Here is a 24,395-nt window from a genome sequence, read left to right on the forward strand (position 1 = left end):
CCTCACGGTAGCTGGGCGACGAGCGAGGCTGCGCTCGACACCGCGCCGAAGACTCCGCCCTGCATCTTGATCATCTTGATGGCGGCCAGATGATTGCCGTAGTCGGTGGCACCGCAGCAATCCTCCAGCATGACGCATTCGAAGCCGCGGTCGTTGGCCTCGCGCATTGTGGTGTGGACGCAGACATCGGTGGTGATGCCGGTGAGTACGATGTTGTCGATGCCGCGCTGGTTGAGGATGAGCTCCAGGTCGGTGGCGCAGAACGAGCCCTTGCCCGGCTTGTCGATGATCGGCTCGCCCTCGGCCGGATAGAGGTCGGGGATGATGTCCCAGCCCGGCTCGCCGCGCACCAGGATGCGCCCGCAGGGACCGGGATCGCCGATGCCGGCATTGATGCGGCGCGAGCGCCAGCGCTTGTTGGCCGGCAGGTCGGCGAGGTCGGGCCGGTGGCCCTCGCGAGTGTGGATGATGGTGTAGCCCTTCTCGCGCATCGCCGACAGCACCGACTTGATCGGCTCGATCGGGGCGCGGACCAGCGACAGGTCGTAACCCATGTGGTCGACATAGCCACCCGGCCCGCAGAAATCGGTCTGCATGTCGATGATGATCAGCGCCGTGTTGTCGGGCCTGAGATCGCCATTGTAGGGCCATGGATAGGGATCGGCCTCGATGTAGCGCTGCCCGGTTCTGGCGTTCATGGCAAAACCTCCGGTCTCATTTGGTGATCGACAGTTCGCCCGGCGCGCCGGCGAGCGACCGGCTCGGCGACGAGGTGGCGATCATGATGACGAGGGTGAGGATGTACGGGGCGGCGTAGAAGAGATAGTAGCCTTGCGTGACGCCGACCGACTGCAGCGCCGGCCCGAGCGCGCCGGCGCCACCGAACAGAAGCGCTGCGGCAAAGCAGCCGAGCGGGTTCCAGCGCGCGAAGATGACCAGCGCCACCGCCATCAGCCCTTGCCCCGAGGAGATGCCTTCGGTCCAGCTGCCGGGATAGTAGAGCGACAGATAGGCGCCGCCGATCCCTGCCAGCGCGCCGCCGACGCCGGTGGCGGCGAGCCGCACCGTATTCGGATTGAGGCCCATGGCGCGCGCGGCGTCGGAACTGTCGCCGACGACGCGCAGGATCAGGCCGGCGCGGGTGTTGCGGAAGGCCCACCACAGGAACACCGCCAGTGCGGCGCCGGTCAGGAACAGCACGTTGACGTCAAGCGCCGCCTGCACCTGCGGAATGTCGGACCAGGCGCCCAAGGGAATGGCCGGCAGGTCGGGCGCCGAAGGCTGGATGAAGGGCTTGCCGAAGAAGAAGGCCAGACCCGAACCGAACAGCATCAGGGCGATGCCGATGGCGATGTCGTTGACCTTTGGAAATTTGCAGATCCAGCCGTGGAACAGGCCGAAGCAGAGGCCGGCGAAGGCGGCGGCGACGAGGCCGAGCCAAGGCGAGCCTGTCTTCACCGCCACTGCGTAGGCGCTCATGGCGCCGAACACCAGCGTGCCTTCGAGACCAAGGTTGATGCGGCCGGAGCGTTCGGTGATGGCTTCGCCGAGCGAGACGAAGATGAAGGGGGTAGAAACGCGGATGGCGCCGCCGAGTATGGCGAGCGGAACGCCCCAGAGGCCGATCCCGGAGGCGTCCATCAGCTGCTCCTTTGCCAGAGATCGGGGTTGAAGGCCTTGAAGCGGCCGTAGAGGGTCTCGCTGAACAGGATGACGATGAACAGCATGCCCTGGAGCACCAGAACGGTGGCGTCGGGAAGGTCCATGCGGCGCTGGATCAGTCCGCCGGACGCATCGATGCCGCCGAGCAGGAAAGCGACCGGGATGATGGCCAGCGGATTATGGCGGGCAAGGAAGGCGACGAGAATGCCGGTATAACCATAGCCGGCGGCGAGCGAGGCGTTGGCGCTGCCCTGCACCGCCGCGACCTCCAGCATGCCGGCGAGACCTGCGAAGGCGCCGGCCAGCCCGGTGAAGCCGACGATCAGCGAGCCGACGGCAAGCCCCTGCACCTGGGCCGCCCGCACATTGCCGCCGGCGATGCGTGCGGCAAAGCCCCAGCGGGTCTTTTCGATCAGCACCCAGGACAGCACGCAGGCGACGACGCCGACGGCAAGGCCCCAATGCACCTCCATGCCGGGCATGTTGCCGATGCGGTAGATGTCGGCCAGCGGCTGGGTCGAGGGCTTGTTGAGCGAGGCTGGGTCGCGCAGCGGCCCTTCAACCAGCTGGTTCATCAGGGCAATCGCGATATAGGCCATCAGCAGGCTGGAAATGGTCTCGTTGACGGCGCGGTAATGGCGGAGCGCGCCGACGGCACCTATCCAGATGCCGCCGGCGGCCATGCCCGCCACGCCCATGACGAGAATGACAATGAGGGAGGGAGCGCCGCTGAGCATGGTGCCAGCTGCCGCGGCGGCGACGCCGCCGAGCACGATGGCGCCCTCGCCACCGATGACGACCAGCCCGAGCCGGGCCGGCAGCGCCACGCAGAGCGCCGCCAGTAATAGCGGTGCGGCGCGCGACAGGGAGTTCTGGACCGAGAACCACGAGCCGAAGCCGCCGCGCCACATCGTTTCATAGAGTTGGACCGGCGACTTGCCGACAGCCAGGATGAACAGGCTGAACAGCACCATGCCGACGACCAATGCCGCGAGCGGAATGACGAAGGCTTCCGCCCGCCTGGCGATCCATTCGAGCGCCGCCGGATAACCCCTGGCCCCGAACGTCGCCGGCGCGCCTGCCACCGTGTCTGTCATGTTGCCGTCTCCGTGCGGTTCAGGCGGTCGAGCCGACGACGCCATCGACGAGATAGTCCATGCTTTCGAGCTCGATGGCGGTCTCGGCGAAGGCCTGGCCTTCGGTTGCCACGACGACGCCCTTGTTGCTCTTCAGCGGGCCCTTGATGACGGAGAAGCCGCCCTTCATCATTTCGGCCAGCGTGGCGTCGAACTGCTTGCGCGCCGGCTCGGAGACGGCGGGACCGAGCGGGCTCATCTTGACGAACCCGTCGGCCAGTCCGCCGCGGGTGAAATTGGGCAGCGGCTTACCGGCGATGAGGTCGTCGACGAACATCTTGTAGACCTTGGCCCAGTTCCATTCGGCGCCGGTGAGGTATTTCTCGGGTGCCAGCGGGCTCTGGTTCGCGTGGTAGCCGCAGACGAAGGCGCCGCGGCCGGCGGCCGTCTCGACCACGACCTTGGGGCTGTCGACATGGCAGGTGATGACGTCAATGCCCTGGTCGACCAGTGCGTTGGTGGCCTCGGCCTCCTTGACCGCCAGCGACCACTCGCCGGTGAAGATCACCTGGCAGGTGATCGTCGGGTCGACCGAGCGCGCGCCGAGCAGGAAGGAGTTGATGTTGAGAAGCACCTGCGGGATCGGCTTGGCGGCGACGAAGCCAAGCTTCTTCGACTTTGAGGTGTGGCCGGCGACGACGCCGTTGAGATACTGGCCCATGCCGATATAGCCGAAATAGGAACCGGCGTTCATCGGATGCTTGTCCTTGTTCCACATGCCGCCGCAGTGGCGGAACTGCACGTCAGGGAATTTCGTGCACATGGCCAGCATGTGGGGGTCGAAATAGCCGAAGGAGGTCGGGAAAATCAGCGAGGCGCCGTCGAGATTGATCATCGATTCCATCGTCTTCTGGACGTCGACCGTCTCGGGGACGTTCTCCTCCTCGACGACGGTGATGCCTTCGATGCCCTTCAGCGCCGCCGCACCCTCGGCATGCGCCTGGTTGTAGCCGTAGTCGTCCTTCGGCCCCACATAGATGAAGCCGACAGTGGCGGCGGCGGCAAAGGCCCTGCTGATCGGAAAGGATGCCGAGGCCAGGCCGAGCGCGGCTCCGGCGGCGGAGGTCTTGAGCAGTTCGCGGCGGTTAAGCGTGAATCTCGCGGTCATATTGAATGCTCCCCTGTAGGACCCCTTTTCGGGTCGGTTAACATGCCATCAAGAAAGTGCATGCAATCACTGTGCCAGTTTGTTTGGCGAAATTTATTGAACAAAATCAATTTCCACTTCAAAAGCGACTGCTCATGTAGCAGGCAATTGCATGCACTTTTTGCCTTGAAAACAGACAATTTGACAGGCAGATTAAAATAAAGGCATAGAGAGGTATATTGAGTCGAAGACGCCGCTTCGACCGACGCCACGAGAAGACGGGACGGAGGAGATTTGTCGGGGAAGCGCAGCTTGATCAGGTCGGGCACGACCGTGGATCAGATGGTGAGGGCGATCGGCGACCGGATCGTCACCGGCTTCCTGCGCCCGGGCGAAAAGCTCGATGAAACCTCGCTCGCCGCCCGCTTCGACGTGTCACGCACTCCGGTTCGAGAGGCGCTCGGGCAGCTCAGCGCCATGGGCCTGGTCGAAAGGCGCCCCAACCGCGGCGCCATCGTCGCCGTGGTGACGCAGGAGCATCTGGCCTCGATGTTCGAGAGCATGGCCGAACTGGAAGCGATCTGCGCGCGCTTCTCGGCCGAGCGCATGACCAGCAGCGAGCGCCGGGCGCTCGAGGTCGAGCACCAGGCTTCGGCGCGGATGGTACGGCTAGGCGCCGAGGAGGACTACGAGTATTTCAACACCGAGTTCCACAGCCGGCTCTATCGCGGCGCCCACAACGCCCATATCTGCGAAATGACGGTGATGACGCGGAGCCGGCTGGCGCCGTTCCGCCGTGCCCAGTTCATGCTGCCGGGGCGCCTCGCCAAGTCCTGGCAGGAGCACGACGCCATCGTCACCGCGATCATGCGCGGCGATGGCAATGCGGCAGGCCAGGCTGCCAGGGATCACGTGTCCATCGTCAGCGAAGCGAGCGCCGTGTTTGCCGTTGGCGACCAAACAAGAGCCGCGCCACAACACCAGTGATGTTTTTCCGAGAAGGGTGCCTGATTGCGGTTTCGGTGCTCTGGATTGCACTCCAGGCAACATCCCATCGAAGCTGTCGCTCTCCTACGCCTTCTTTAGAAATTCCGTTCGCAGAACCAGATTTTTGACCTTTTCGGCTCGACATTCAACCTCATCTTCGTTGCCCGTGAGGTGGATGTTCTTGATCAATGTTCCGCGTTTCAGAGTGACGGACGTGCCCTTGACTTTGAGATCCTTGATGAGCGTGACGGAATCTCCGTCACTCAAAGGGGTGCCATTGCTGTCTTTGACTTTCATGATTTCGCTTCCTGCCGTTGTGCATTCAGCCCGTTGAGGAGATCGGCGAGTTCCTCGGCATCGTGCTGGTTCATTCCAACAATGGTACGGCTGCCCATCTCGGCAGGCCGCCCGGTAAGGGCATCGTCGACGGTCCAGGTGCCGGCCGGCTCCCGGCAAGGTTTGTAGCGTTGAATCATGCCGGCATGATAATCGCGCCAGTTTGCCATGCCAAGGGCGGGTCAATATTTTTCGGTTTGTATTGATGTTTTGAACATCAATGATACCATCCAGATTATCATTTCTCATACTCAGACACTGACGCCTCGATTCCGCATGGGAGGCAAGGTTCGGTCATGATCGTGTATCTGCGCCGGTTGACTGGAAAGGAGCGAAGCGAAAGAACCGACCGGCACCTCGCTCGCTTTCTGACGTTCATTGCAGGAGCCGCCAATGCCGGTGGCTTTCTGGCAGTTCAGCAGTATACGTCCCACATGTCAGGCATCGTTTCCTCGATGGCTGATCATCTGGCACTCGGCAATGTCGAACTGGTGCTTTCGGGATTGGGAGCTTTCTTGTCGTTTGTTGCCGGGGCCGCCTGTTCGGCCGTCTTGGTCAACTGGGGAAGGCGGCAGGGCCTGCAGAGCGAATACGCGTTCCCGCTTGTCCTGGAAGCGATCCTGCTGATCTGTTTCGGTCTGCTCGGCAGCCATCTTGCACGTCACGAAGCGCTGTTCGTGCCGATGACCGTGATGCTGCTCTGCTTCATCATGGGGTTGCAGAACGCCATCATCACCAAGCTGTCGGAAGCCAGAATCCGGACGACGCATGTCACCGGCCTGGTGACCGACATGGGCATCGAAATCGGCAAGCTGCTTTATTGGAACATCTCGGGAAATGACTCCGACGGACTGTTCGTCAAGGCGGATCGAAGGAAGCTGAGACTGCTCGCGTCGCTTGTAGCATTGTTCTTTATAGGCGGCGTCATCGGCGCAGTGGGTTTCAAGCACGTCGGCTTTGCCGCAACGCTGTTTCTCGCAGCCATTCTCCTCGTTCTGGCCACCATGCCAGTCCTGGAGGATGTCTCCGTTCGCGTGAGACGGCTCCTGCAGTAGCTCGGCAGTGCTGCCTCAGGACCACGACAAGACTAGGCCAAGGGATGCCTCGTCGCCAAGCTTTGTGCCGCCCCTCGTGAGGGGAGCGATACCTCCACCATTGCAGCTCGCCTCGCAGATGCGTCACGCATCATTATTTGAATGCTCCCCATTTTAATATATGCTCCAACGCCCAGAGATAATACCTCAAAGCTGACAAAGGGGGTGCGACCGTGATAACTGCTCCACAGTTGCGTGCCGCAAGGGCACTCCTTGGTATCGACCAGCGCAGGCTTGCCGAATTGTCTGGCCTTTCCGTGCCGACAATTCAACGCATGGAGGCCAGTGAGTCGATTATCCGGGGCAACGTCGATTCCCTCATGAAGTTGATCGGAGCACTTGACCTCGCCGGCGTCGAATTGATCGCCGATGGCGCCTCAAGCCAGATCGGCGGGCGCGGCGTGCGGCTGAAGGCAGACTTTGATCCTGCCAAGGTTCTTGGCCGGGCAGATGCGGATGCCAAATTCCCTGTGAGGAGCGTGGCGTGATTCCGGGGGCCGCGGTCCTTCTGTGGAGCGTCGCCGCGCTCCTGGGGACCGCGGTGCTTGCGGTTTCGGAAAGCCGCAGGGCGGGACCGGCAACACGCCTGATCTATAGCTTGACGCTAGGCATATCGACGGCCGTGCTCCTGGTTCTCGCGAGCCGCATCGCCGATGATCCCGTCACCCCGTCGACCGCCGTTTTGCCGCTTGGATTGCCATGGATCGGCGCGCATTTCCGGCTGGATGCGCTCTCGACTTTCTTCCTCGTCATCGTCAACTTCGGCGGCGCCATGGCCAGTCTTTACGGCCTCGGCTACGGCAGGCATGAGTCTGTGCCACATCGGGTGCTGCCGTTCTTCCCGGCCTTCCTCGCCGGAATGAATCTTGTCGTGCTCGCGGACGATGCCTTCACTTTCCTGCTTTCCTGGGAATTCATGTCGCTCGCTTCCTGGGCGCTCGTCATGGCGCATCATCGCGACCAGGACAATGCGCGGGCGGGCTACATCTATCTCGTGATGGCGAGCTTCGGCACGCTCGCGCTGCTGCTTGCGTTCGGCCTGTTGGCTGGCCCGGACGGAAACTACACGTTCGAGGCGATGCGTGCCGCCTCATCCACCCCGCTGGTCACTGCTTTCGTCCTGGCTCTCATGCTGTTGGGCGCCGGCTCCAAGGCTGGACTTGTTCCGCTCCACGTTTGGCTGCCGCTCGCTCACCCGGCCGCGCCAAGCCACGTCTCGGCTCTCATGAGCGGCGTCATGACCAAAGTCGCCGTCTATGGCTTCATTCGCGTTATTTTCGATCTTCTCGGAGAGCCGCCCTGGTGGTCGGGCGTCGTCATCCTTTTCTTCGGCGGCCTGACGGCGGTTCTCGGCATCCTCTACGCGCTGATGGAAAAGGACCTGAAGCGGCTTCTTGCCTATAGCACCATCGAAAACGTCGGCGTTATCTTCGTGAGCCTTGGCCTCGCGCTGGCCTTCAAAGCGAACGCCATGCCATCGGCTGCCGCGCTGGCGCTCACCGCCGCGCTGTTCCACGTCCTCAACCATTCCTTTTTCAAGAGCCTGCTGTTTTTCGGTGCGGGCGCGGTGCTGACGGCAACTGGCGAGCGGGACATGGAGAAGCTGGGCGGCCTCATCTCTCGCATGCCCCTCACAAGTTTTGTCTTTCTGGTCGGCTGCGTGGCGATCTCGGCCCTTCCACCCTTCAACGGGTTCGTCTCGGAATGGCTGGCCTTTCAGGCGATATTGCAAAGCCCCGATCTGCCGCAATGGGGCTTGAAGGTCATGGTGCCCGCCGTTGGCGGTCTGCTGGCGCTGTCAGCGGCACTGGCGTCAGCCTGCTTCGTAAAGGCATTCGGGATCACATTCCTCGGCCGGCCACGCTCGGCCGCGGTGGAACTGGCGCACGAGGTCGACCGCTACTCGCTGGCGGCAATGTTCATTCTCGCCGCACTTTGTCTGTTTGCCGGCATTCTGCCGGGTCTTGTCATAGACGGCCTATCCTCGGTGACACTATCGCTGATCGGCAGCCGGATGCCTGTGCAGATGGCGCAACCTTGGCTGTCGATCGTGCCGATTGCAGCGAGCCGCAGTTCCTACAACGGCCTGCTGGTGTTCCTGTTCATCGCCTTTTCCGCATCCGCGGCGGCATATGTAATCCACCGCTTCGCGTCGCATGCACTGCGTCGAGGTCCAGCCTGGGGTTGTGGCTTCCCGAACGTCATCCCCAGCTCGCAGTACACGGCCGTCAGCTTCGCGCAGCCTATCCGTCGCGTGTTCGGCACGTTCGTATTCCGTGCAAGGGAAACGGTCGAAATGGTTGCGCCTGGCGAAACTGGGCCGGCGCGTTTGCATGTCGAAATGCATGATGTGATCTGGGAGACGCTCTATCAGCCGATCGCCAGGGCCGTCGATTTTGCGACCGACCGCCTCAACCATCTGCAGTTCCTGACGATCCGGCGCTATCTGACCCTCGTTTTCCTCTTTCTCATTGTCCTGCTCCTGGTGCTTGCACTATGGCCATGATCCTTGAGTTGGCCGTTCAAGGTGCGCAGATGGCGCTGGTGCTTCTGCTGGCGCCGCTCCTGACTGGCTTCGTGCGCAAGGTGAAGGCACGACTCTTGCGCCGCCAGGGTCCTTCCCTGGTCCAACCCTACCGCGATCTGCTGCGGCTGATGCGCAAGGAAGTCGTTCTGGCGGACAGCGCATCCTGGCTGTTTCGCGTGACACCCTATTTGATCTTTGCCGCCACTTGGGTCGCCGCCGCGCTTATCCCGACATTCGCTACCGGCCTCACCTTCAGTTGGACCGCCGATCTGATAGCCATCGTCGCGCTGCTTGGAAGCGCTCGGTTCTTCCTGGCGCTGGCGGGGATGGACGTCGGCACGAGCTTTGGCGGCATAGGTTCGAGCCGCGAGGTCATGATCGCTTCGCTGGCCGAGCCCGCCATGCTGCTGATCGTATTCAGCCTGGCGCTCGTTGCCGGAGCGACGCAGTTGTCCACGGTCGCCGCCTTCATGGCCTCGCCGCAGGTTGGGCTGCGGGTATCGCTCGGCATGTCGCTCATTGCTCTCGTGATGGTGGCGGTCGCCGAAAACGCGCGCATTCCGGTGGACAATCCAGCGACCCATCTGGAACTCACCATGGTCCACGAAGCGATGGTCTTGGAATATTCCGGTCGCCATCTGGCGATGATCGAGTTTGCCGCGTTCCTCAAGCTCCTGCTCTATGTGTCGTTGATTTCCTGCGTCTTCCTGCCTTGGGGAGCGGCGAGCGCCGGGGCAGGACTGCAATCCCTTGCCGCGGGTGTCGTCGCCTATATCGGCAAACTTGCCGTCTGCGGCGTGCTGCTCGCCGTGTTCGAGACGGCCATCGCCAAGATGCGCGTCTTCCGTGTCCCGGATTTCCTGGGCGCGGCGCTGATGCTTGCCTTGCTCGCCACGCTCCTCCGGTTTGTCTCCCGGAGCCTGTGATGAACGGTCTCACCTTCGATATCGCTCACCTGCTCGCCGGCGGCCTGGTGCTGGTCAGTTTCATGATGCTCTACCAGGACCGTCTCTTTGCGCTGATCAACGTTTTTGCGCTTCATGCAATCGTGCTCGCAATGTCCGTGGCTTGGCAGGCCTACATCCAGGACGCCCATCATCTCTACGTCACGGCGGCAATCGCGCTTATCTTCAAGGCGATCGTCATTCCCGTCGGGCTTCATCGCATCATTCAGCGGCTCGGCATCCATCGCGATATCGAGACGGCCGTCGGGATCGGTCCGACCATGCTTGCCGGAATAGGTCTGGTGGCCCTGTCCATGGTCCTGATGCTGCGGGTAACACCCGAAGCCGACCCCCTCGCCCGTGAGGATCTGGCCTTCGCGCTGTCCATCATTTTGCTGGGACTGCTGGTGATGGTCACCCGCCGGAATGCCGTCAGCCAGGTTGTCGGATTCATGTCGCTCGAGAACGGCCTGGTCCTTGCCGCCACGGGGGCAAAGGGCATGCCGCTGGTCGTCGAGATCAGCGTCGCCTTCTCGATCCTTATCGCCTTCATCGTCATCGGGGTCTTTCTGTTCCGCATCCGCGAGAGGTTCGACTCGGTGGATGTCGGTGCCCTCGACGATTACAGGGGAGAACACCGTTGACCGCGTTTTCCCTCGATGCGGTCGCCGCCATTTTGCTGATACCGGTCATCTCGGCCGCGCTTCTGGCGGTGCTGCCGAACTACCGGATATCGGCAGGCCTCAATGTCGCCGCGAGCTTGCTGACCTTGCTCGCTGCAATGTCGCTGTTGGTCACGGATCGGCTGCAGCCAGGTCAATACCTGCTCGTCGACGATCTCAATGTCGTTTTCATCGTGCTCAACACATTCGTCGGTTTCACGACTAGCGTCTTCAGCGCCTCCTATATTGCGCATGAGTTGGATACCGGGCGACTGACCGCGGCCAATCTGCGATTCTACCACGCGATGTACCAGATCATGATGTTCGGCATGAACCTGGCGTTCGTGTCGAACAACATCGGCTTGATGTGGGTAGCGGTGGAGCTTGCCACGCTGACCACCGTGCTCATGGTCGGCATCTACCGCACGCACGAAGCGCTGGAGGCCGCCTGGAAATATTTCATTCTGGGCAGCGTCGGCATCGCGCTCGCGCTGTTTGGCACCATCCTCGTCTACATGGCCGCACAGCCGGTTGTTGGCGAGGGCACGAATGCGATGGTCTGGACGGTGCTCATCGCTCACGCCGCGCGCTTCGATCCGGCTCTGCTCAATGTCGCCTTCGTCTTCCTGCTGCTCGGCTACGGGACGAAGGTCGGCCTTGCGCCCTTGCATGCCTGGCTGCCAGACGCGCATGCCGAGGGTCCTACGCCTATCTCCGCGGTGCTGTCGGGCTTGCTGTTAAACGTCGCCCTCTATGCCGTGCTGCGCTTCAAGCTGTTGCTGGCGGCAAGCCCTGAAGCGATCGCGCCTGGGCCGCTGATGATCACGATGGGGCTGACGTCGCTTGTTTTCGCGGCCTTCATGCTCTATCGCCGCCGCGACATAAAACGCCTGTTCGCGTACTCCTCGATCGAGCACATGGGCATCATCGTGTTCGCCTTCGGCATGGGTGGCCCGCTCGCCAATTTTGCCGGACTGCTGCATATGGTTATGCATAGCCTGACCAAGTCGGCGATCTTTTTCACGGTCGGCCACATTGCCCAAGTCAAGGGGACACAGAACATCGCCGAGATCCGGGGGCTGACGGAGACACATCCGGCGCTTGGCTGGGCGCTCGTCATCGGCGTCGTTGCCATTGCCGGCCTCCCTCCGCTCGGCATCTTCATGAGCGAATTCCTGGTCGTGAGTTCGACATTTGCAAGACACCCCCTGTTGGCGATGCCGTTGGTGTTCGGGATCCTGCTCGCTTTCGGAGCCCTGCTGCTTCGACTAACCGGCGTCGCTTTCGGCGAACCGCGCGGCAGCACAGCACCCGCCGAGGCGTCCTACATTCCGATGTATTCCCATTTGACGTTGGTGTTTGCCGCCGGCATCTACCTGCCGCCACCGCTGGTCACCTGGTTCCAGCATGTCGCAAGCATCCTGGGGTGAAGCAGAGGAGAGAAAGAGCATGCCCGCGCTGATCGATCTCATCCTTGCTGGCCAACGTGTCGAAAATCATTTCCCATGGTCGCGCGCCGTGGTGACTCCGAAAGAATGGGGCTTTGCCATCGAGCAATTGGCCGAGGGCCACTGGAGCCTGCTCGGCCTATGGGGTGAGCCAGGCGCCGTCCACATGGCACTTCATGACGAAAATGCCGGGGATATCGGCGTTGTCAGCCTGGAGTGCCCGAATGGCCGCTACCCATCCGTCGGCCGGCTGCATCCGCCCGCGTTGCGGCTCGAACGCGCGGCCGCTGACCTGTTCGGGCTCCTGCCGCAAGGCGCGCCTGATACGAGACGGTGGCTCGATCATGGCTATTGGGGTGTCAGCCATCCGTTGAGTACCCGCGCCCGGACGCCGGCTGCGACAGCCTCCCCCTACCCTTTCCTGTCGGCCGAGGGAGAGAGCCTGCATCAGATACCGGTCGGGCCTGTGCATGCCGGCATCATCGAGCCGGGGCATTTTCGATTTACAGCGAGTGGCGAAACCGTCGTCCGGCTGGAGGAGCGCTTCGGATACGCACACAAGGGCATAGAAGGCTTGATGGCGGGGTCCGATATCGATCACGCAGCCAAACTGGCGGGCAGAACCTCTGGCGACAGTACCGTGGCATACTCCCTCGCTTTCGCGCGCGCGGTCGAAGCGGCGCTGGGCGTTGAGGTTCCCCCACGCGCGATCTGGCTGCGAGCGCTCATGGCGGAGCTCGAGCGTCTGGCCAACCATCTGGGCGACATCGGCGCTATCTGCAATGATGCCGCCTTCGCGCTCATGCATGCCCACTGTGGGGTGCTTCGTGAGCGCATATTGCGGGCAAGCGATGCTGCCTTCGGCCATCGTCTGATGCGCGACCGCATCGTGCCGGGAGGCGTGGCAGCCAACCTGAGCGATGACGGGACAACAGCGCTTTGGTCCCTGATCGCAGAAATCCGGCAGCGGTTTCCCGCACTGGTCGATCTCTACGACAACACCGCGTCGCTGCAGGATCGGACAGTCGCAACCGGCCGGCTGAAGGTGGAACTTGCTCGACAATATCGGGCCGGAGGGTATGTCGGCCGGGCCTCCGGTCGGGATTTCGATGCGCGGCGAAGTCTCGCCTACCCTCCCTATGACACGCTCAACTTCGATGTCCCTCTCCTCCAGGAAGGCGACGTGAACGCCCGTGTCTGGATTCGCATCCGCGAGGTCGAACAGAGCTTGTCCCTGATCGAGCAGATCCTGCGACAACTGCCGGATGGACCGATCCGCGTCGACGTCTCACGGACATGCGGGCCGCATGAAGGCATGGCGCTGGTCGAAGGTTTTAGGGGCGACATTCTGGCCTGGCTGCGCATCGGCAAAAGCGGCCTGATCGAGCGTTGTCACCTGCGCGATCCCTCTTGGTTTCAATGGCCGCTGCTTGAAGCCGCCATCGAAGGAAACATCGTTGCCGACTTTCCGCTGTGCAACAAATCGTTCAACTGCTCTTATTCGGGCCATGATCTCTGAAGGCACGCTGTCATGCGCAAGCTTCTTTTTGAAAGCCTGATACGCCGCCCTCTGACCGAGCGTCCGCCGTTGGCAAGCGGCACGGCGGTCGACGAACTCGCACGCGCGCTCGATGGGGCCGCTCGCAAACGATTGGGGCGAAGCCTGTCGATCCGGGCGGTCGATGCCGGTTCCTGCAACGGCTGCGAACTCGAGATGCACGCGCTGAACAACGCCTTCTATGACATCGAGCGTTTTGGAATCCGGTTCGTCGCCTCGCCGCGCCATGCCGATGTACTGCTCGTTACCGGACCGGTCACAAAAAACATGCGAGAGGCATTGAAGCGGACCTACGACGCAACACCCAACCCAAAATGGGTGGTCGCACTTGGAGATTGCGCAGGCAATGGCGGCTGTTTTGCCGGCAGCTATGCCGTGATGCGCGGAGTGTCGGAGGCCTTGCCTGTCGATCTGCACATTCCAGGTTGTCCGCCACCGCCAATTGAAATTTTGAAAGGCCTGCTCACTTTGCTTGAGGGGGTGAATTCGAAGACTGGTGCCGTCCGAAGCTGACACCGCGCCAGCAGTGCCGTTGGCCGCCCGGCGATTTCAACTTCGATCCCGCCGATCCACGATGGATCTCGAAACACGGCAACGGTTTCGATCGAGCGTTTTCGAGCTTCTGTGACCACCTTCACAGACCGCCAGGAGATTTCCAGACAGAAGTGTGACCCAGCGGAACTGGCCACCTTCGATCGGCCTTCCGCCAATTTAGAATTTGTTTCCAACCTGGGGCGAACAGATGCGGATCTCATTTGCATGCGGCTCGTTTCTCGCCGCGGCTTTTACCTCCGCCGATGGCAACGACGGATACCTACGTCCTTGTCACGACCATCTTCGACGCTGCCGTCGACACCAAATTGGAGCTTTGCCCAATGCAAGGCATTGGCCCACGGTCGTGCCGAGATCGTCATGCGGATCGCACGCGACGATCTCGGCGGTTTGAACAAGGCGGTCGGCACGGATATGCCGGGCGCACTGCCGTCTGCACGTTTATCGGTGTACCTCCAGCCGTGCGTGCAGACGGCCCTCTACAAATAGTGCTGGTCGGGAGATCAATCTGTCGAGCGGCAAAACATGCGCTTTGGAGATCGTGACTGCCGCATCCTTCGTGTCAGTCAAAGAGTCGAGAAAGAGATCATTCGCGGGCTGGGTTTCTCGTACAGCCACTGGTTGAGCTGTTCGGCCGCGATTCGGGAAGGGCGCTGGGGCGAGAGGGGATCGGGCTTTCCGGTCCCCTTTCTGCTGGTAGAAGGGGCAAGCACCAAATGACATTTGCTTTGATCGATCACCCGGTTGTCATACAATCAGTCCGGTCAAGACAACACCGGGAAGCCTTCATGCCAGCCGCCAGTGCGAACGCCAGACAGGATCTGCCGCACCTGGCGCGCATCGACCCGAGCCAGTTCGACCTCCTTTTCAGCGGCTGCAAGCTCGAACGCTATGCCGCCGGCCAGCATCTGTTCCTCCAGGAAGACGCTGCCGACCGAATCTTCGGTGTGATGAGCGGCACGGTGGAGATCTCGATCTATTCGCCGGATGGCCAGAAGCTGGTCGCCAATATCGAGCTGTCGCGCAGCTTGGTCGGAGAGATCGGCGCGCTCGATGGGCGCCCGCGCACGGCCACGGCGATATGCCTCACAGCATGCGAGCTGGTTTCGCTCAGCCGGACACATCTGTTTGATCGAATTGAGAAAAACCCATCCCTGGCGCGTGCCATGATCGAACTGTTGTGTGCAAGGCTGCGCTGGGTCAGCGGCGAGCTCGGTGACCAGGCTTTTTTCGGTATTGAGGCGAGGCTGGCAAAACGGCTGGTCTTTCTGGAAGGTGTCATGGCCGACGGCGCGGGCTGGATATCGATCTCACAATCCGAACTGGGTGAATTCCTTGGCGTCACCAGAGAGTCGATCAACAAGACACTCAACGATTGGCGCAACCGGCGGGTCATCGCCATCAGGCGCGGCGGCCTGCGCATATCGGACGCTGGCGCGCTTCGTCGTATTGCCGAGTCGCAAGACGACTACTGACGGCGCCCACAATTGAAGTGCCGGGAGATCAGAGCCGCGAAATCAGAAACCGCAATGCCGACCTGCTCGGCATGAAGAAATAGCCGCCTCCACGGGTGGTCACGAATTGCGGGATACCTTTCAGCACTGTGACCTTTTCCCAGGATGGTATGGTGAACCTGCCGTTGCCGTCGCGCGAGCCGATCGTCGGATCCTTTTCGGCCACAAGCCCCTGGAATGAGGTCGATGATACCCAGGTCTGCTGGATGAATTCGTACTGCCGCTCGATATCCGCGTTGAGGCACATGAAGAGCAGTCCTTTTTCGACCTTGCCCCCCTTCTTGCCCTGTTTTTCGTAGCTGCGACCGACCCGGATGATCCGATGGCGCTTGCCGATCCTGATTTGCGTTTCACGGTCCTCACCCAGCGAATCGCGGGGATTCGACCGCCGGACGTGAGCACCCAGCGGGCAGCGGTGCCCTTGGGGATCCTCGGTGCCGAAAGCAAAGTCATTATCGGCACCGCGCCCCGGCCGGCCGTCGGGATTGCGCACCAGCGAGCTGCCATCGGGCCAGCGGCCAAGCATCTTTGCGGCAACCCAACGCGGGGTAATGGCCGGGTCGTCGGTCTCGCTGGCCGCTTGTACCGCCGCCGCCTTGCAGTACGCGTTGAAAGTGTCGACGTGCTGCTCGAACTGGCGCATGACGAGGAAGGTGCCGTTGCGGCCGAAGTCGCGGCGCGGCGGCGGCAGGCCTGGTATCTGCCGGTTGCGGCGCACCGCCGAGAGGATACCGGTCCGGTCGAGCGACGCCTCGACAGAGGGCGATGACGGATAGAAACCGTGCTCGTCGCGATAGCCGAACAGAAACTCGCCGGGCGCGACAAGGTGCATGGGTGCCGCGCCAACGTTGGCGCGGGCGGTTCCCCTGACGATCGGCTGTGAGACGCCGTCGACGAAGCCAAAGTGCTCGACGGCGCGCTTGCCGTCGCGCTTGGTCGCGAGCGGCAGCTCCGAGACGAGGTCCATCCCCGCTGCCGTCAGCTTTGCCTTTGCGGTGCCGACCTCGACCTTCAATCGCTCCGGACTTTCCGCATAGCAGACGACCACCGCGTCAACCGGCTTTTGCGGCGAACCCCATTGCCACTTCTGAGGCACGCTTTCGCCGAGATCGTCGAGGATGCGGCTGCGCTCGGGATTGCCCATGCCATGGCGAAAGGCGACGGGGAATGTGTCGAGCGGATTGTCATCGACGCTGCCGTCCAGCCCGAGACGACGAAGGCCATCGGGACCGAACGCAACGGTCATCGCCCGCCCCGCCGGCACGCCGTCGCCGAAGCTGGTCTGCTCGACAATGAATTCCAGCCAGGCCCTGCGCCTGCCCCTGGAAAGGTTTTCCGGTATGGCGATCGCCAGCATATGGGCATGCCCCAACGATCCGAACGGACCGAAGAACAAGGACTGGATCTCACCGGTCTCCAATTGTTCGACCGGCAGCGGGTCGGGCGCCGCTGGTCCGGCGTCCGCCTTCCTGGCCTGCGGGCGCGGCAGGGAGCCGAACAGGCTCAGCCAGTCGCGCGCCTCACTGCCCGTCGCGGTGGCGATGCCGTGCCTGATCCTGGAATTGGCGCGAATGCGCAACGTGTTGAGAGCAGGATAGGCCGAATACCAGAACAGGGTGGGTACCTGCTGGCGGCGCGCCCAGCGCTTGAAACGATCGCCGTCGCGGGCGCCATCGAGGAAAAGCCAGCGTGTGCGAGGATAACCCTCGGTGTTGCTCCATACGCCCGTCAGGCCGGCGGCGGCCTTGGCGATGAAATCCTCGAGATAGCTTTCCCAGCTGCCGCCATAATTGGAGAAGAACATCAGCCTGTTGGTGCCGGGCAACAGCACCCATCGGGCAAAATGGATGGTGTTGATGGTGGCAAGGAACCCCGGCCTGAAGACCTTCTGCGCCGAGATCGAGATCAGGTAGAACGACAATCTGAGCGCCAGCCTCCGCAATATGCCGACCTTCATCGTCGAGATCGCCGTCAGATGGTTCTGGGCTTGCCCGGGCTGGTCTTCGCGGCCCAGAATCTTGTCGAGATCGCCGAGGTCGACCGGCGTGCTGTGCGGGACATCGATGTCTTCGAGGCGCCGTAGGGCGAGAAAGCACAGGCCGAGGATCACCGCTGCCAGTGCCAGGATTCCGAGCACGGCCAATAGAAGCGCAGTGCCGGCTATGGCAATGGTGCCTAATGTGAGACCGGGCGGATCGCCGAACACCAGCACATAGGTCATCCACCAGAAGGCGAGCACCAGCAGGGCGACAGCGGCCAGCACGGCCGGCGCCAGCAGCGTGGTTGTTATGGCTTGCCACCATTTTCCGGGGGGCCGTTCGAGCAAGCTTTCGGCAGGCTCGAATGCCCAGTCGAATTTTTCCAGGGACCGAACATGCCGGCGGGCTTCGTCAAGCGCGGCCGCCGCTCCGCCCTTGGTGGCGCACGGCTGTTCGACCAGCAGGCGAACTGCATCGGCAAGTTCGGCTTCTGCCAGGATGCGCTGCACCGAATGGCCCGGTGTACCGGAAAAAACCAGTCCGGCGTTGCTGCCGAAAGATGGTGAAATCTCGACATTGTGCTTGCGCAGGAATGCGTCCAAGGCGAGGCCGTCAGGCAGGTCGCAGACGTCCTTCAGGATTGGCCGCAGCCTGTCCCCCATGGCATGCGCAACAGCATTGATGACATCTTCGGCGCTGCCGTCGCCAGATACCTCCAGGACAAGCGCTCCTTTCCCATCGGCGGGGGAATTGCCCGCCTCGCCGGTTGGAACAACAGCCAGGCTGGCGAAATGGATGATGCCGGTGGCATTGAGCGCGGCACGGACCTCGTCGCTGGCAGGGTTGCCGAACCCTGCGACCTCTTCGCGGATGGCGTCCAGCGAGGCAGGCCGGGTGATCGGGCACACCACCGTCGCCATCGAATGGGTGACCGTGCGGCAAAGAGCGGGTCGCTCGAAATCGACCTTCAGGCTGTCTGGATAGGCGCCGACATGCGTCATCCTGCCAGCTTTGCCGCTCACGCGGCGGACATTGTTCTTCTGAAACAGGGCGCGAAGGCTTTCGCCAATCTGGATCCTGGCGATTTCGGCGCCGATGCATTGATGAATGCCGTAACCGAAGACTAGGTAATCGCGATGCGGGCGCGACGTGTCAAAGTGATTGGGGCTTTGCACGGCCTCGGGATCGAACATCGCCGACAGCGTTGCCGGCATGACCACCGTTCCGGCCTTCACCAGACGCTCCCGGCGCGTGCCCATGGCGATGGTTGCATCGCGCGCGGTGTAACGCCAGGGACCAATCCAGATAGGCTTGAAGCGCATGGCTTCCAAAATGGCTCTGTCCAGGCTGCCTGTGTCGTTCTTGGCCAAGGCTGCATCGATAGCCTGCCGCGCATCGGCGCGGGACAGGATCACGTCGAGGCAGTTGCCGCCGGCGAGCACATTGGTCGGGACAAAGCCGGCGATCATGCCAAGCATGATCGAATGAATGTCGGGAAGCGAAAGGCGATCCTGATCCAGCAGATCGACCAGCCTTGCCAGGGGCAGCCGATCCTTGGCCCCCTTCCTCTCGCGGATCGCATCGATGGAGCGGTCGATCACCCTGACCAGCCGGTCGCCGGCCACCACCGCGAGCTGGCGCGTGGTGGGGCTTGCCGTCGGGTCCGAAAAAAACAGCGCACTCAACGCAATGGCCCAATCGGCAAACTCGGATTCATCATCGATCTCGAGACCGAAGTAATCGCGGCAGATGCGCACCGGAACGATCTTTATCAGATCCGCTATTGCGTCGAAGCCGGGGCTTGCGCGCATCATTATTTCTTGTGAATGCCTCGCGGCGATCGGCCTGACCAGGGCCTCGACTTCTCCCGGTGGGAAAGCGCCCAGCACCGACGATTTCATGCGCCGGTAATCGGCGCCGTCCTGCATGCCGAGAATGAAGTTCGATCCGCGTGCCAGTTCGGCCATTTCCGGCCCGTAAGGCGTCTCGAATTCGTCGCCGCGCTCCAATATCTCACGGACGTCCGCATTCCTGGTTACGAGCAGGAAGTTGCCGATGGCGAGATTGGGCCAGAACCTGCGTAGCAGCGCCAGCATCCAGCGCGGATCATTGAAGAGAACGCTGATGATGCGCGACACGATGCCCTTGGAGCGGAGTCGCTCCAGATCGAATGGCGGCATTTCGGCTAGTGGGCGCTGGTTTTCTTGTCCGGCCCGGACGGCGTCGAAATACTTAAAACGGATCATGCGCGTTCAAGCCCCCCGGCTGTCCACGTCATTGCGATGCCGGCTAACCCATGGCTAGGTTTGCAGCCTTCTCGCGTATGTGAATACTTTCACAGTTGTCGGCATTCGCCACCTCAATTAATCATCGCTCGCTGCGGATTTGAAATTGGCGATGAGAAATTCGTTTGCCGCTTTGTCCACGAACGGTATCCAGCGCACCCTTTGCTCCGAAAAATCCGGATGTCGCGTCATAAGTATAGCCAGCTCCCGCATGGCCTCTTGCTTGCGCCCGCTCCTCGCCAGGGCGCCGATCTTCAGAAACCGGGAATAGAAATAGCCGGGTGACAGATCGAGCGAGCGGTCCGCGGTGGAGATCGCCGATGGCCAATCCTCTAGGAAACTGTAAGCTGCCGCCAATTCCCCCAGATTGTGGAACCGGTAGAGGTCAAACGGGCTCAACCGCTCCGTCTCGACGAAGAACGGTATTGCACCGGCCGCATCGCCCAGCAGCAGGCGCGCGCTGCCCATAGCCGAGTGCGCAAAAGCGAAGCTTGGATTGATGTGAAGCGCTTCCTCGAGATGATCGACCGCCGATGCGGGCCGCCCTCTCATGATGTCCATGACGCCGAGATGAGCGTGCGGGCGGGCATCCAGGCTGTCCATGAGCAAGGCTTTGCGTGAATATTGCTTGACCTTGTCCAGATCGTCACTGTCGCCGAACCGCAGCCAGGCTCGCCAGAAATACCACCATGCCAGTTCGTTCAGCACCGCACTCGAATTCGGATCTTCCCGGTAAGCCTTTTCGAAAAACTCCAGCGCGATTTCCGTGTCGCCGCGTGTGCGCCGATTCATATGCCAGCGCCCACGCCGCACCAATTGCCACGTTTCCAGACTTTCCCACGGCACTTGGAAGGTCCGCGCCTGTTCGGCCCGGTCGACCTCCTTGTCGAGGATCGAGACGATCTCCGCTCCGATCTCGTCGCGCAGATTGAAGATGTCGGCCAGCGCGCGATCGAAGCGTTGCGACCATACCAATCGGCCGTTTGACACGTCGGCAAGCGAGGTTGTCAGACGAATCCGCTCATCGTTGCGCATCAGCGTGCCGCTGACGATGTAGCGTGCACCAAGGGCATTGCCGATAACGCGCGTTCCCAAGGTGTCGTCGCGAAACTGGAAGCTCGAGTTCTTGGCAATCACCGAGAGCCATCTTCTGTTGGAAAGCCCGTAAATGATGTCTTCGGCTATGCCGTCGGCCATATAGCCGACGTCGCGCTCGCCTCCATCGCTTTGGAACGGCAGCACGGCGATCGCGGGTGGACCTTTGAGCGACACGTTCTGCCGACCATTGACGGATGGGATTGCCGCCATCAGCGCTGGTGGCGGTGAAAGGTTGCCGCCGCGCCTCGCAATCAAAACGCGCACCGGCAGCGCGATATTCTTCAGCATGAGTTCGCCGAGGTCGGTGAATTCAGCCGCTGTCTTGTCCTTCACGTGGTGCCAGGTGGTTTCCGACACGGCGAGGCCATCGTGGGGCGCGAATTCCTGGATTCTGGCTGCGATGTTGACGTCGTCGCCATAAAGCCGGCCTTCACGGACGATGACATCGCCCGTGTTGATGCCGGCGCGAAACGGCATGCGCATGGGTTCGTCCAGCGATGAATTGAGCGTGACAATTCGATCCTGAAAATCGAACGCCGCGCGCAGCGCCTCGATCGGATTGCCGAATTCGGCCATGACGCTGTCGCCAGCATCGCCGAAGGTGCGGCCGCCGAAGGTGCTGCAGCTCTCGGCGATGATGTCGCGTCGTTCCTCGAAGGCAGCGACAGCCGATTCATCGTCAAGACCCATCAACCGTGAAAATCCAACGGCATCGATGGAGACGATCGTCGCCAGCTGACGGGTGTAATTCCGTTCAGCCATGTTTGAGTCCCGATTCCTTCTGGTCCTGCTGCAGCACAGGCGACCACCCGCTCCTGAACCTTCGTCGCGTTGCTGTGAGAATCGTCCTGGCAGGTGCGCCCGCGCCGATATCGCCCCGTCCTGTCAGGAACTCTAACAGTGCCGCTGCAAAAGCTCTACCACGATCAACTAATAGATCGTGGGCTTAAGCATCGTTTCCACGCTTGACAGCCGGCAATGACGCGCCAGACGCCATGCCGGGAAGGCCACGCGGCGTTTGATGACTGGAGACGAAGCGGAACCTGCTGCCTGCGCGAGCTGCCAGGATCTGCAGGATGTCATGGATCCGGACGTCTGGATTTATGTGGCGGGGGGCCTGCGAGGCTTCTCGGCCCGCGAAACTGCAGCCAGGTTCACGGCTAAATCGATTATCTGGGTGATTTTCCGACCGATCCCAAAACCACAGGAATAGTAGACGGTCTGTCGGTGACGCCTGGTGGAAACCAGTTGGTGTTTGCGCAGCTTGCTCAGATGCTGAGAAAGAGCGCTTTTGCTCAGTCCGACCAGCACAGCCAATTCGCCAACCGAAATCTCGCCTTCCGTCAGATGGCCCAGAATCACAAGTCTTCTCTCATTGCCCAAAACCGCCAGAAGTTCGGCCGCTGGCGCCGCATGGTCAGACAAGCTGTCCAGGTTCGGCGAGTTTGCCTGCAGGGTGTTGATAGGCTGCAGTCGCCTGACAGAAAATTCTTTGCGATTGTGTTGCATTAGCCTTGACCCATTGTCTGGCCAAGCGGCAACGCTCGGTGTCAAGGCGCGTCGCTTGGACTCGCTGGAGCGCGACGCGCCTTCCTGAATTTGAAGCGGATCAGTCAGGCGCGAAGCCGGATATCACATGCGCTCCAGCAACATCCGACACCGAGTTGCCGAAGCCTCTGCTAATGGCCGGAGCCGCGCCCGGAATCGCCACCCTTGCCGCCGTTGTCGCCACTCTTGCCGCCGTCGTCACCACTCTTGCCGCCGTTGTCGCCGCTTTTGCCACCGTCGTCGCCGCTCTTGCCGCCGTTGTCGCCGCTCTTGCCACCGTTGTCTCCGCCCTTGCCGCCGTCATCGCCGCCCTTGCCGCCGTCGTCTCCGCCCTTGCCGCCCGTACCACCGCCACTGGAACCACCTCCATTGCCAGGCCCGTTGCTGTCGCCGATGCGTGAAAGCGTGGTTGCTATGAGCGAGGTGGTGATGGGTGGGCATTGATCGAGTTGATCTGACGAAAGGATGCTTCCGCGATTGATCGCGATACAACACATCGCATAGTTCGCGTCGGTAAGAGGTTGGCATTGGGCTGCCGTCATCCGCGGCCGTATACTATCCTGTGCTGCCGTAGAACTCGTCATACTCGCAGCCAGAACAGCAGATGAGACGAGCAAGGTCGAATAAACCTTTCTCATCAAAGTCGTGGATCGCAGCATTTCTTCCTCCAACGCAAAGGTGCGCATGGTCCCAAACCAAGACGCTATCAATTAATTTCTACAATCCGGTAACATATTGTTATGTATGTTTGCCGAGAATACCTTTTTAAGGATTGATTTACCATTTTCTGCGAGGCTTGTTGGCAGCTTGACAGCCAAAAGGAGATGGTACGTGATGCGTTTTGCTACGCTTGTTGCCGTAGCCATGGTGGCAACTGGTTGCAGCGCGACAGCCGGCTCCCATGCGATGATGGTCACAAAGGGGTATGCGTTCCCTCCGCCGGCCGCTCGTGTGTTCTGCGCCAACCAGCCACGACTCTGCAGCACCAGCGGGCGGGTCAAGCTGGTGACGCTGACACCGGCACGCAGAGCCGAACTCGAAGCGGTGAACACCTCCGTCAATCGCCGGATCGAGGAGCGCAGCGATCTCGTCACGGCAGGCAGTGCCGACGATTGGCGTCTACCGACCAAACAGGGTGATTGCGAGGATATTGCGATCCTGAAAAAAAGCGAGCTTTTGAAGCGTGGATGGCCGGCTTCCGCTTTGCTTCTGACGGTCGCTTCGCTTGGCGGCGAGGGTCACACGGTGCTCACGGTTCGAACCGACAAGGGCGACTTGATCCTGGATAACCGTGGCAGTGTCATCCGCGATTGGTCAAACACTTCGTACCGTTATTTTGCCAGACAGTCGCAATCGGCCAACGGGAAGTGGGTACGGATCGGTTCTTGAGCTCCGGTGCAAACCCCCGAGGCATACCGGCGAGAATGCGCGGCTGTTTGGGATAGCGGCCTGCGCAAAAATGGCTTGAAGCGTGTCGACCGGACACCCCTTTCCAGCGCAATGCGCCTCCAAGGCACGGACTGGCCTATATGCCCGAGCCTCTGTATCGGGCGGCTTCTACCCAGAATGCGAGCGCAATTGCTGGAGAACGTCCCTTCACTTCAAAATCTTGCCCCCGATGGCTTCCCGCCGCGATCCATACAGTCTTTGAACGCTGATAGATCGTGATGCCTCGTGCTTGCGCCCGAGCACACAGGTTCGCGTCATTGTGAGACATTTTTCCTAGCCCCGTTGCCCATCCACCTTGCAAAACGATTGTGGTGGCGAAGTTCTTCCCGACAAAAGCCCGCATCCGCGCGACGGCCTTTTGCCGTGGTCTTCGTACCAAGGCCCGCCCTTTTGGATTAGCTGATGCGGCATGTCTGTCCTTTCGGATGAATGCACCTTTTTTCTATAAATTTGGTAGATTTGGCGCGGGTTCAACGGAGGCAGAAATGACCAAACCTCATTTCAAGAAACTGCTCGGCGTACTGGTCGC

General features: G+C 61.4%; 22 protein-coding genes and 1 pseudogene. 13 read left to right on the forward strand and 10 right to left on the reverse strand.

Annotation, left to right across the window (positions count from 1 at the left end; all coding sequences use genetic code 11):
* Positions 1-2: 2 nt before the first annotated feature.
* From FJ978_RS31175 to FJ978_RS31190, 4 genes are read right to left on the reverse strand one after another with little or no spacing between them, the layout of a single operon-like run.
* A complete protein-coding gene (locus FJ978_RS31175) occupies positions 3-698 on the reverse strand; it encodes an isochorismatase family cysteine hydrolase (RefSeq protein WP_023765231.1) in 696 nt (231 codons plus the stop codon).
* 16 nt (positions 699-714) lie between these two features.
* Positions 715-1,641 (reverse strand): ABC transporter permease, encoded by a 927-nt coding sequence (locus FJ978_RS31180; RefSeq protein ID WP_140576631.1) that lies wholly within the window; start codon positions 1,639-1,641, stop codon positions 715-717.
* Complete coding sequence (locus FJ978_RS31185) at positions 1,641-2,759, reverse strand: ABC transporter permease (protein ID WP_140576633.1); 1,119 nt, start codon at positions 2,757-2,759, stop codon at positions 1,641-1,643. The genes FJ978_RS31180 and FJ978_RS31185 overlap by 1 nt, the downstream gene beginning before the upstream one ends.
* 19 nt (positions 2,760-2,778) lie before the next feature.
* A complete protein-coding gene (locus tag FJ978_RS31190; protein WP_013893341.1) occupies positions 2,779-3,906 on the reverse strand; it encodes a BMP family ABC transporter substrate-binding protein in 1,128 nt (375 codons plus the stop codon).
* Positions 3,907-4,197: 291 nt separating this feature from the next.
* Here FJ978_RS31190 and FJ978_RS31195 point away from each other — a divergent pair, with 291 nt between their 5' ends.
* Positions 4,198-4,872, forward strand: coding sequence for a GntR family transcriptional regulator (locus FJ978_RS31195; protein ID WP_032922970.1), 675 nt, complete (start codon positions 4,198-4,200; stop codon positions 4,870-4,872).
* 84 nt (positions 4,873-4,956) lie between these two features.
* Here FJ978_RS31195 and FJ978_RS31200 read toward each other — a convergent pair whose 3' ends face one another.
* A complete protein-coding gene (locus FJ978_RS31200; RefSeq protein ID WP_013893339.1) occupies positions 4,957-5,169 on the reverse strand; it encodes an alkylphosphonate utilization protein in 213 nt (70 codons plus the stop codon).
* Entirely contained in the window at positions 5,166-5,378 is a 213-nt protein-coding gene (locus FJ978_RS31205) for a hypothetical protein (RefSeq protein ID WP_140576634.1), read from the reverse strand. The genes FJ978_RS31200 and FJ978_RS31205 overlap by 4 nt, the downstream gene beginning before the upstream one ends.
* 126 nt (positions 5,379-5,504) lie before the next feature.
* On the opposite strand from FJ978_RS31205, the pseudogene FJ978_RS31210 reads away from it, so the two are divergent.
* The 10 genes and pseudogenes from FJ978_RS31210 to FJ978_RS31250 form a co-directional block, all read left to right on the forward strand.
* Positions 5,505-6,245 (forward strand): annotated as a pseudogene (locus FJ978_RS31210) (YoaK family protein); the annotation flags it as partial.
* Between the two features lie 230 nt (positions 6,246-6,475).
* Entirely contained in the window at positions 6,476-6,790 is a 315-nt protein-coding gene (locus tag FJ978_RS31215) for a helix-turn-helix transcriptional regulator (protein WP_013893336.1), read from the forward strand.
* Positions 6,790-8,808: a hydrogenase 4 subunit B gene (gene hyfB, locus FJ978_RS31220; RefSeq protein ID WP_140576650.1), complete on the forward strand. Its 2,019-nt coding sequence runs from the start codon at positions 6,790-6,792 to the stop codon at positions 8,806-8,808. Before FJ978_RS31215 ends, hyfB begins: the two co-directional genes overlap by 1 nt.
* Positions 8,799-9,755 carry an NADH-quinone oxidoreductase subunit H gene (locus FJ978_RS31225; RefSeq protein WP_140576637.1) on the forward strand — a complete coding sequence of 319 codons (957 nt, stop codon included), beginning with the start codon at positions 8,799-8,801 and terminating at the stop codon, positions 9,753-9,755. Before hyfB ends, FJ978_RS31225 begins: the two co-directional genes overlap by 10 nt.
* Positions 9,755-10,417 carry a hydrogenase-4 component E gene (locus tag FJ978_RS31230; protein WP_140576639.1) on the forward strand — a complete coding sequence of 221 codons (663 nt, stop codon included), beginning with the start codon at positions 9,755-9,757 and terminating at the stop codon, positions 10,415-10,417. Before FJ978_RS31225 ends, FJ978_RS31230 begins: the two co-directional genes overlap by 1 nt.
* The gene (locus FJ978_RS31235; RefSeq protein WP_140576640.1) at positions 10,414-11,865 is read left to right on the forward strand and encodes a hydrogenase 4 subunit F; all 1,452 of its coding nucleotides are present in this window, start codon (positions 10,414-10,416) and stop codon (positions 11,863-11,865) included. The genes FJ978_RS31230 and FJ978_RS31235 overlap by 4 nt, the downstream gene beginning before the upstream one ends.
* A 19-nt stretch (positions 11,866-11,884) precedes the next feature.
* A complete protein-coding gene (locus FJ978_RS31240; RefSeq protein WP_140576642.1) occupies positions 11,885-13,402 on the forward strand; it encodes an NADH-quinone oxidoreductase subunit C in 1,518 nt (505 codons plus the stop codon).
* Between the two features lie 12 nt (positions 13,403-13,414).
* Positions 13,415-13,954: an NADH-quinone oxidoreductase subunit B family protein gene (locus FJ978_RS31245; RefSeq protein ID WP_140576644.1), complete on the forward strand. Its 540-nt coding sequence runs from the start codon at positions 13,415-13,417 to the stop codon at positions 13,952-13,954.
* Between the two features lie 111 nt (positions 13,955-14,065).
* A complete protein-coding gene (locus FJ978_RS32925; protein WP_181176849.1) occupies positions 14,066-14,482 on the forward strand; it encodes a hypothetical protein in 417 nt (138 codons plus the stop codon).
* A gap of 299 nt (positions 14,483-14,781) precedes the next feature.
* The gene (locus tag FJ978_RS31250) at positions 14,782-15,468 is read left to right on the forward strand and encodes a Crp/Fnr family transcriptional regulator (RefSeq protein ID WP_013893329.1); all 687 of its coding nucleotides are present in this window, start codon (positions 14,782-14,784) and stop codon (positions 15,466-15,468) included.
* 28 nt (positions 15,469-15,496) lie between these two features.
* Here the strand turns inward: FJ978_RS31250 and FJ978_RS31255 are convergent, their stop codons facing one another.
* From FJ978_RS31255 to FJ978_RS31270, 4 genes are all read right to left on the reverse strand, one after another.
* Positions 15,497-19,732 carry a cytochrome P450 gene (locus tag FJ978_RS31255; protein WP_140576645.1) on the reverse strand — a complete coding sequence of 1,412 codons (4,236 nt, stop codon included), beginning with the start codon at positions 19,730-19,732 and terminating at the stop codon, positions 15,497-15,499.
* 117 nt (positions 19,733-19,849) lie between these two features.
* On the reverse strand, positions 19,850-21,631 hold the full coding sequence (locus FJ978_RS31260; RefSeq protein ID WP_013893327.1) for an adenylate/guanylate cyclase domain-containing protein: 1,782 nt from the start codon (positions 21,629-21,631) through the stop codon (positions 19,850-19,852).
* Between the two features lie 339 nt (positions 21,632-21,970).
* Positions 21,971-22,378: a metalloregulator ArsR/SmtB family transcription factor gene (locus tag FJ978_RS31265; RefSeq protein WP_140576647.1), complete on the reverse strand. Its 408-nt coding sequence runs from the start codon at positions 22,376-22,378 to the stop codon at positions 21,971-21,973.
* A 170-nt stretch (positions 22,379-22,548) separates the two neighbouring features.
* On the reverse strand, positions 22,549-23,103 hold the full coding sequence (locus FJ978_RS31270) for a hypothetical protein (RefSeq protein ID WP_140576649.1): 555 nt from the start codon (positions 23,101-23,103) through the stop codon (positions 22,549-22,551).
* Positions 23,104-23,281: 178 nt separating this feature from the next.
* On the opposite strand from FJ978_RS31270, the gene FJ978_RS31275 reads away from it, so the two are divergent.
* Positions 23,282-23,806, forward strand: a complete 525-nt coding sequence (locus FJ978_RS31275) for a transglutaminase-like cysteine peptidase (RefSeq protein ID WP_245265122.1) — start codon at positions 23,282-23,284, stop codon at positions 23,804-23,806.
* A 371-nt stretch (positions 23,807-24,177) separates the two neighbouring features.
* Positions 24,178-24,395 (forward strand): hypothetical protein (locus FJ978_RS33010; RefSeq protein WP_210241455.1); only part of this gene is annotated, 218 nt, incomplete at its 3' end.

The sequence above is a fragment of the Mesorhizobium sp. B1-1-7 genome, assembly GCF_006442705.1.
Classification (GTDB): Bacteria; Pseudomonadota; Alphaproteobacteria; order Rhizobiales; family Rhizobiaceae; genus Mesorhizobium; species Mesorhizobium opportunistum.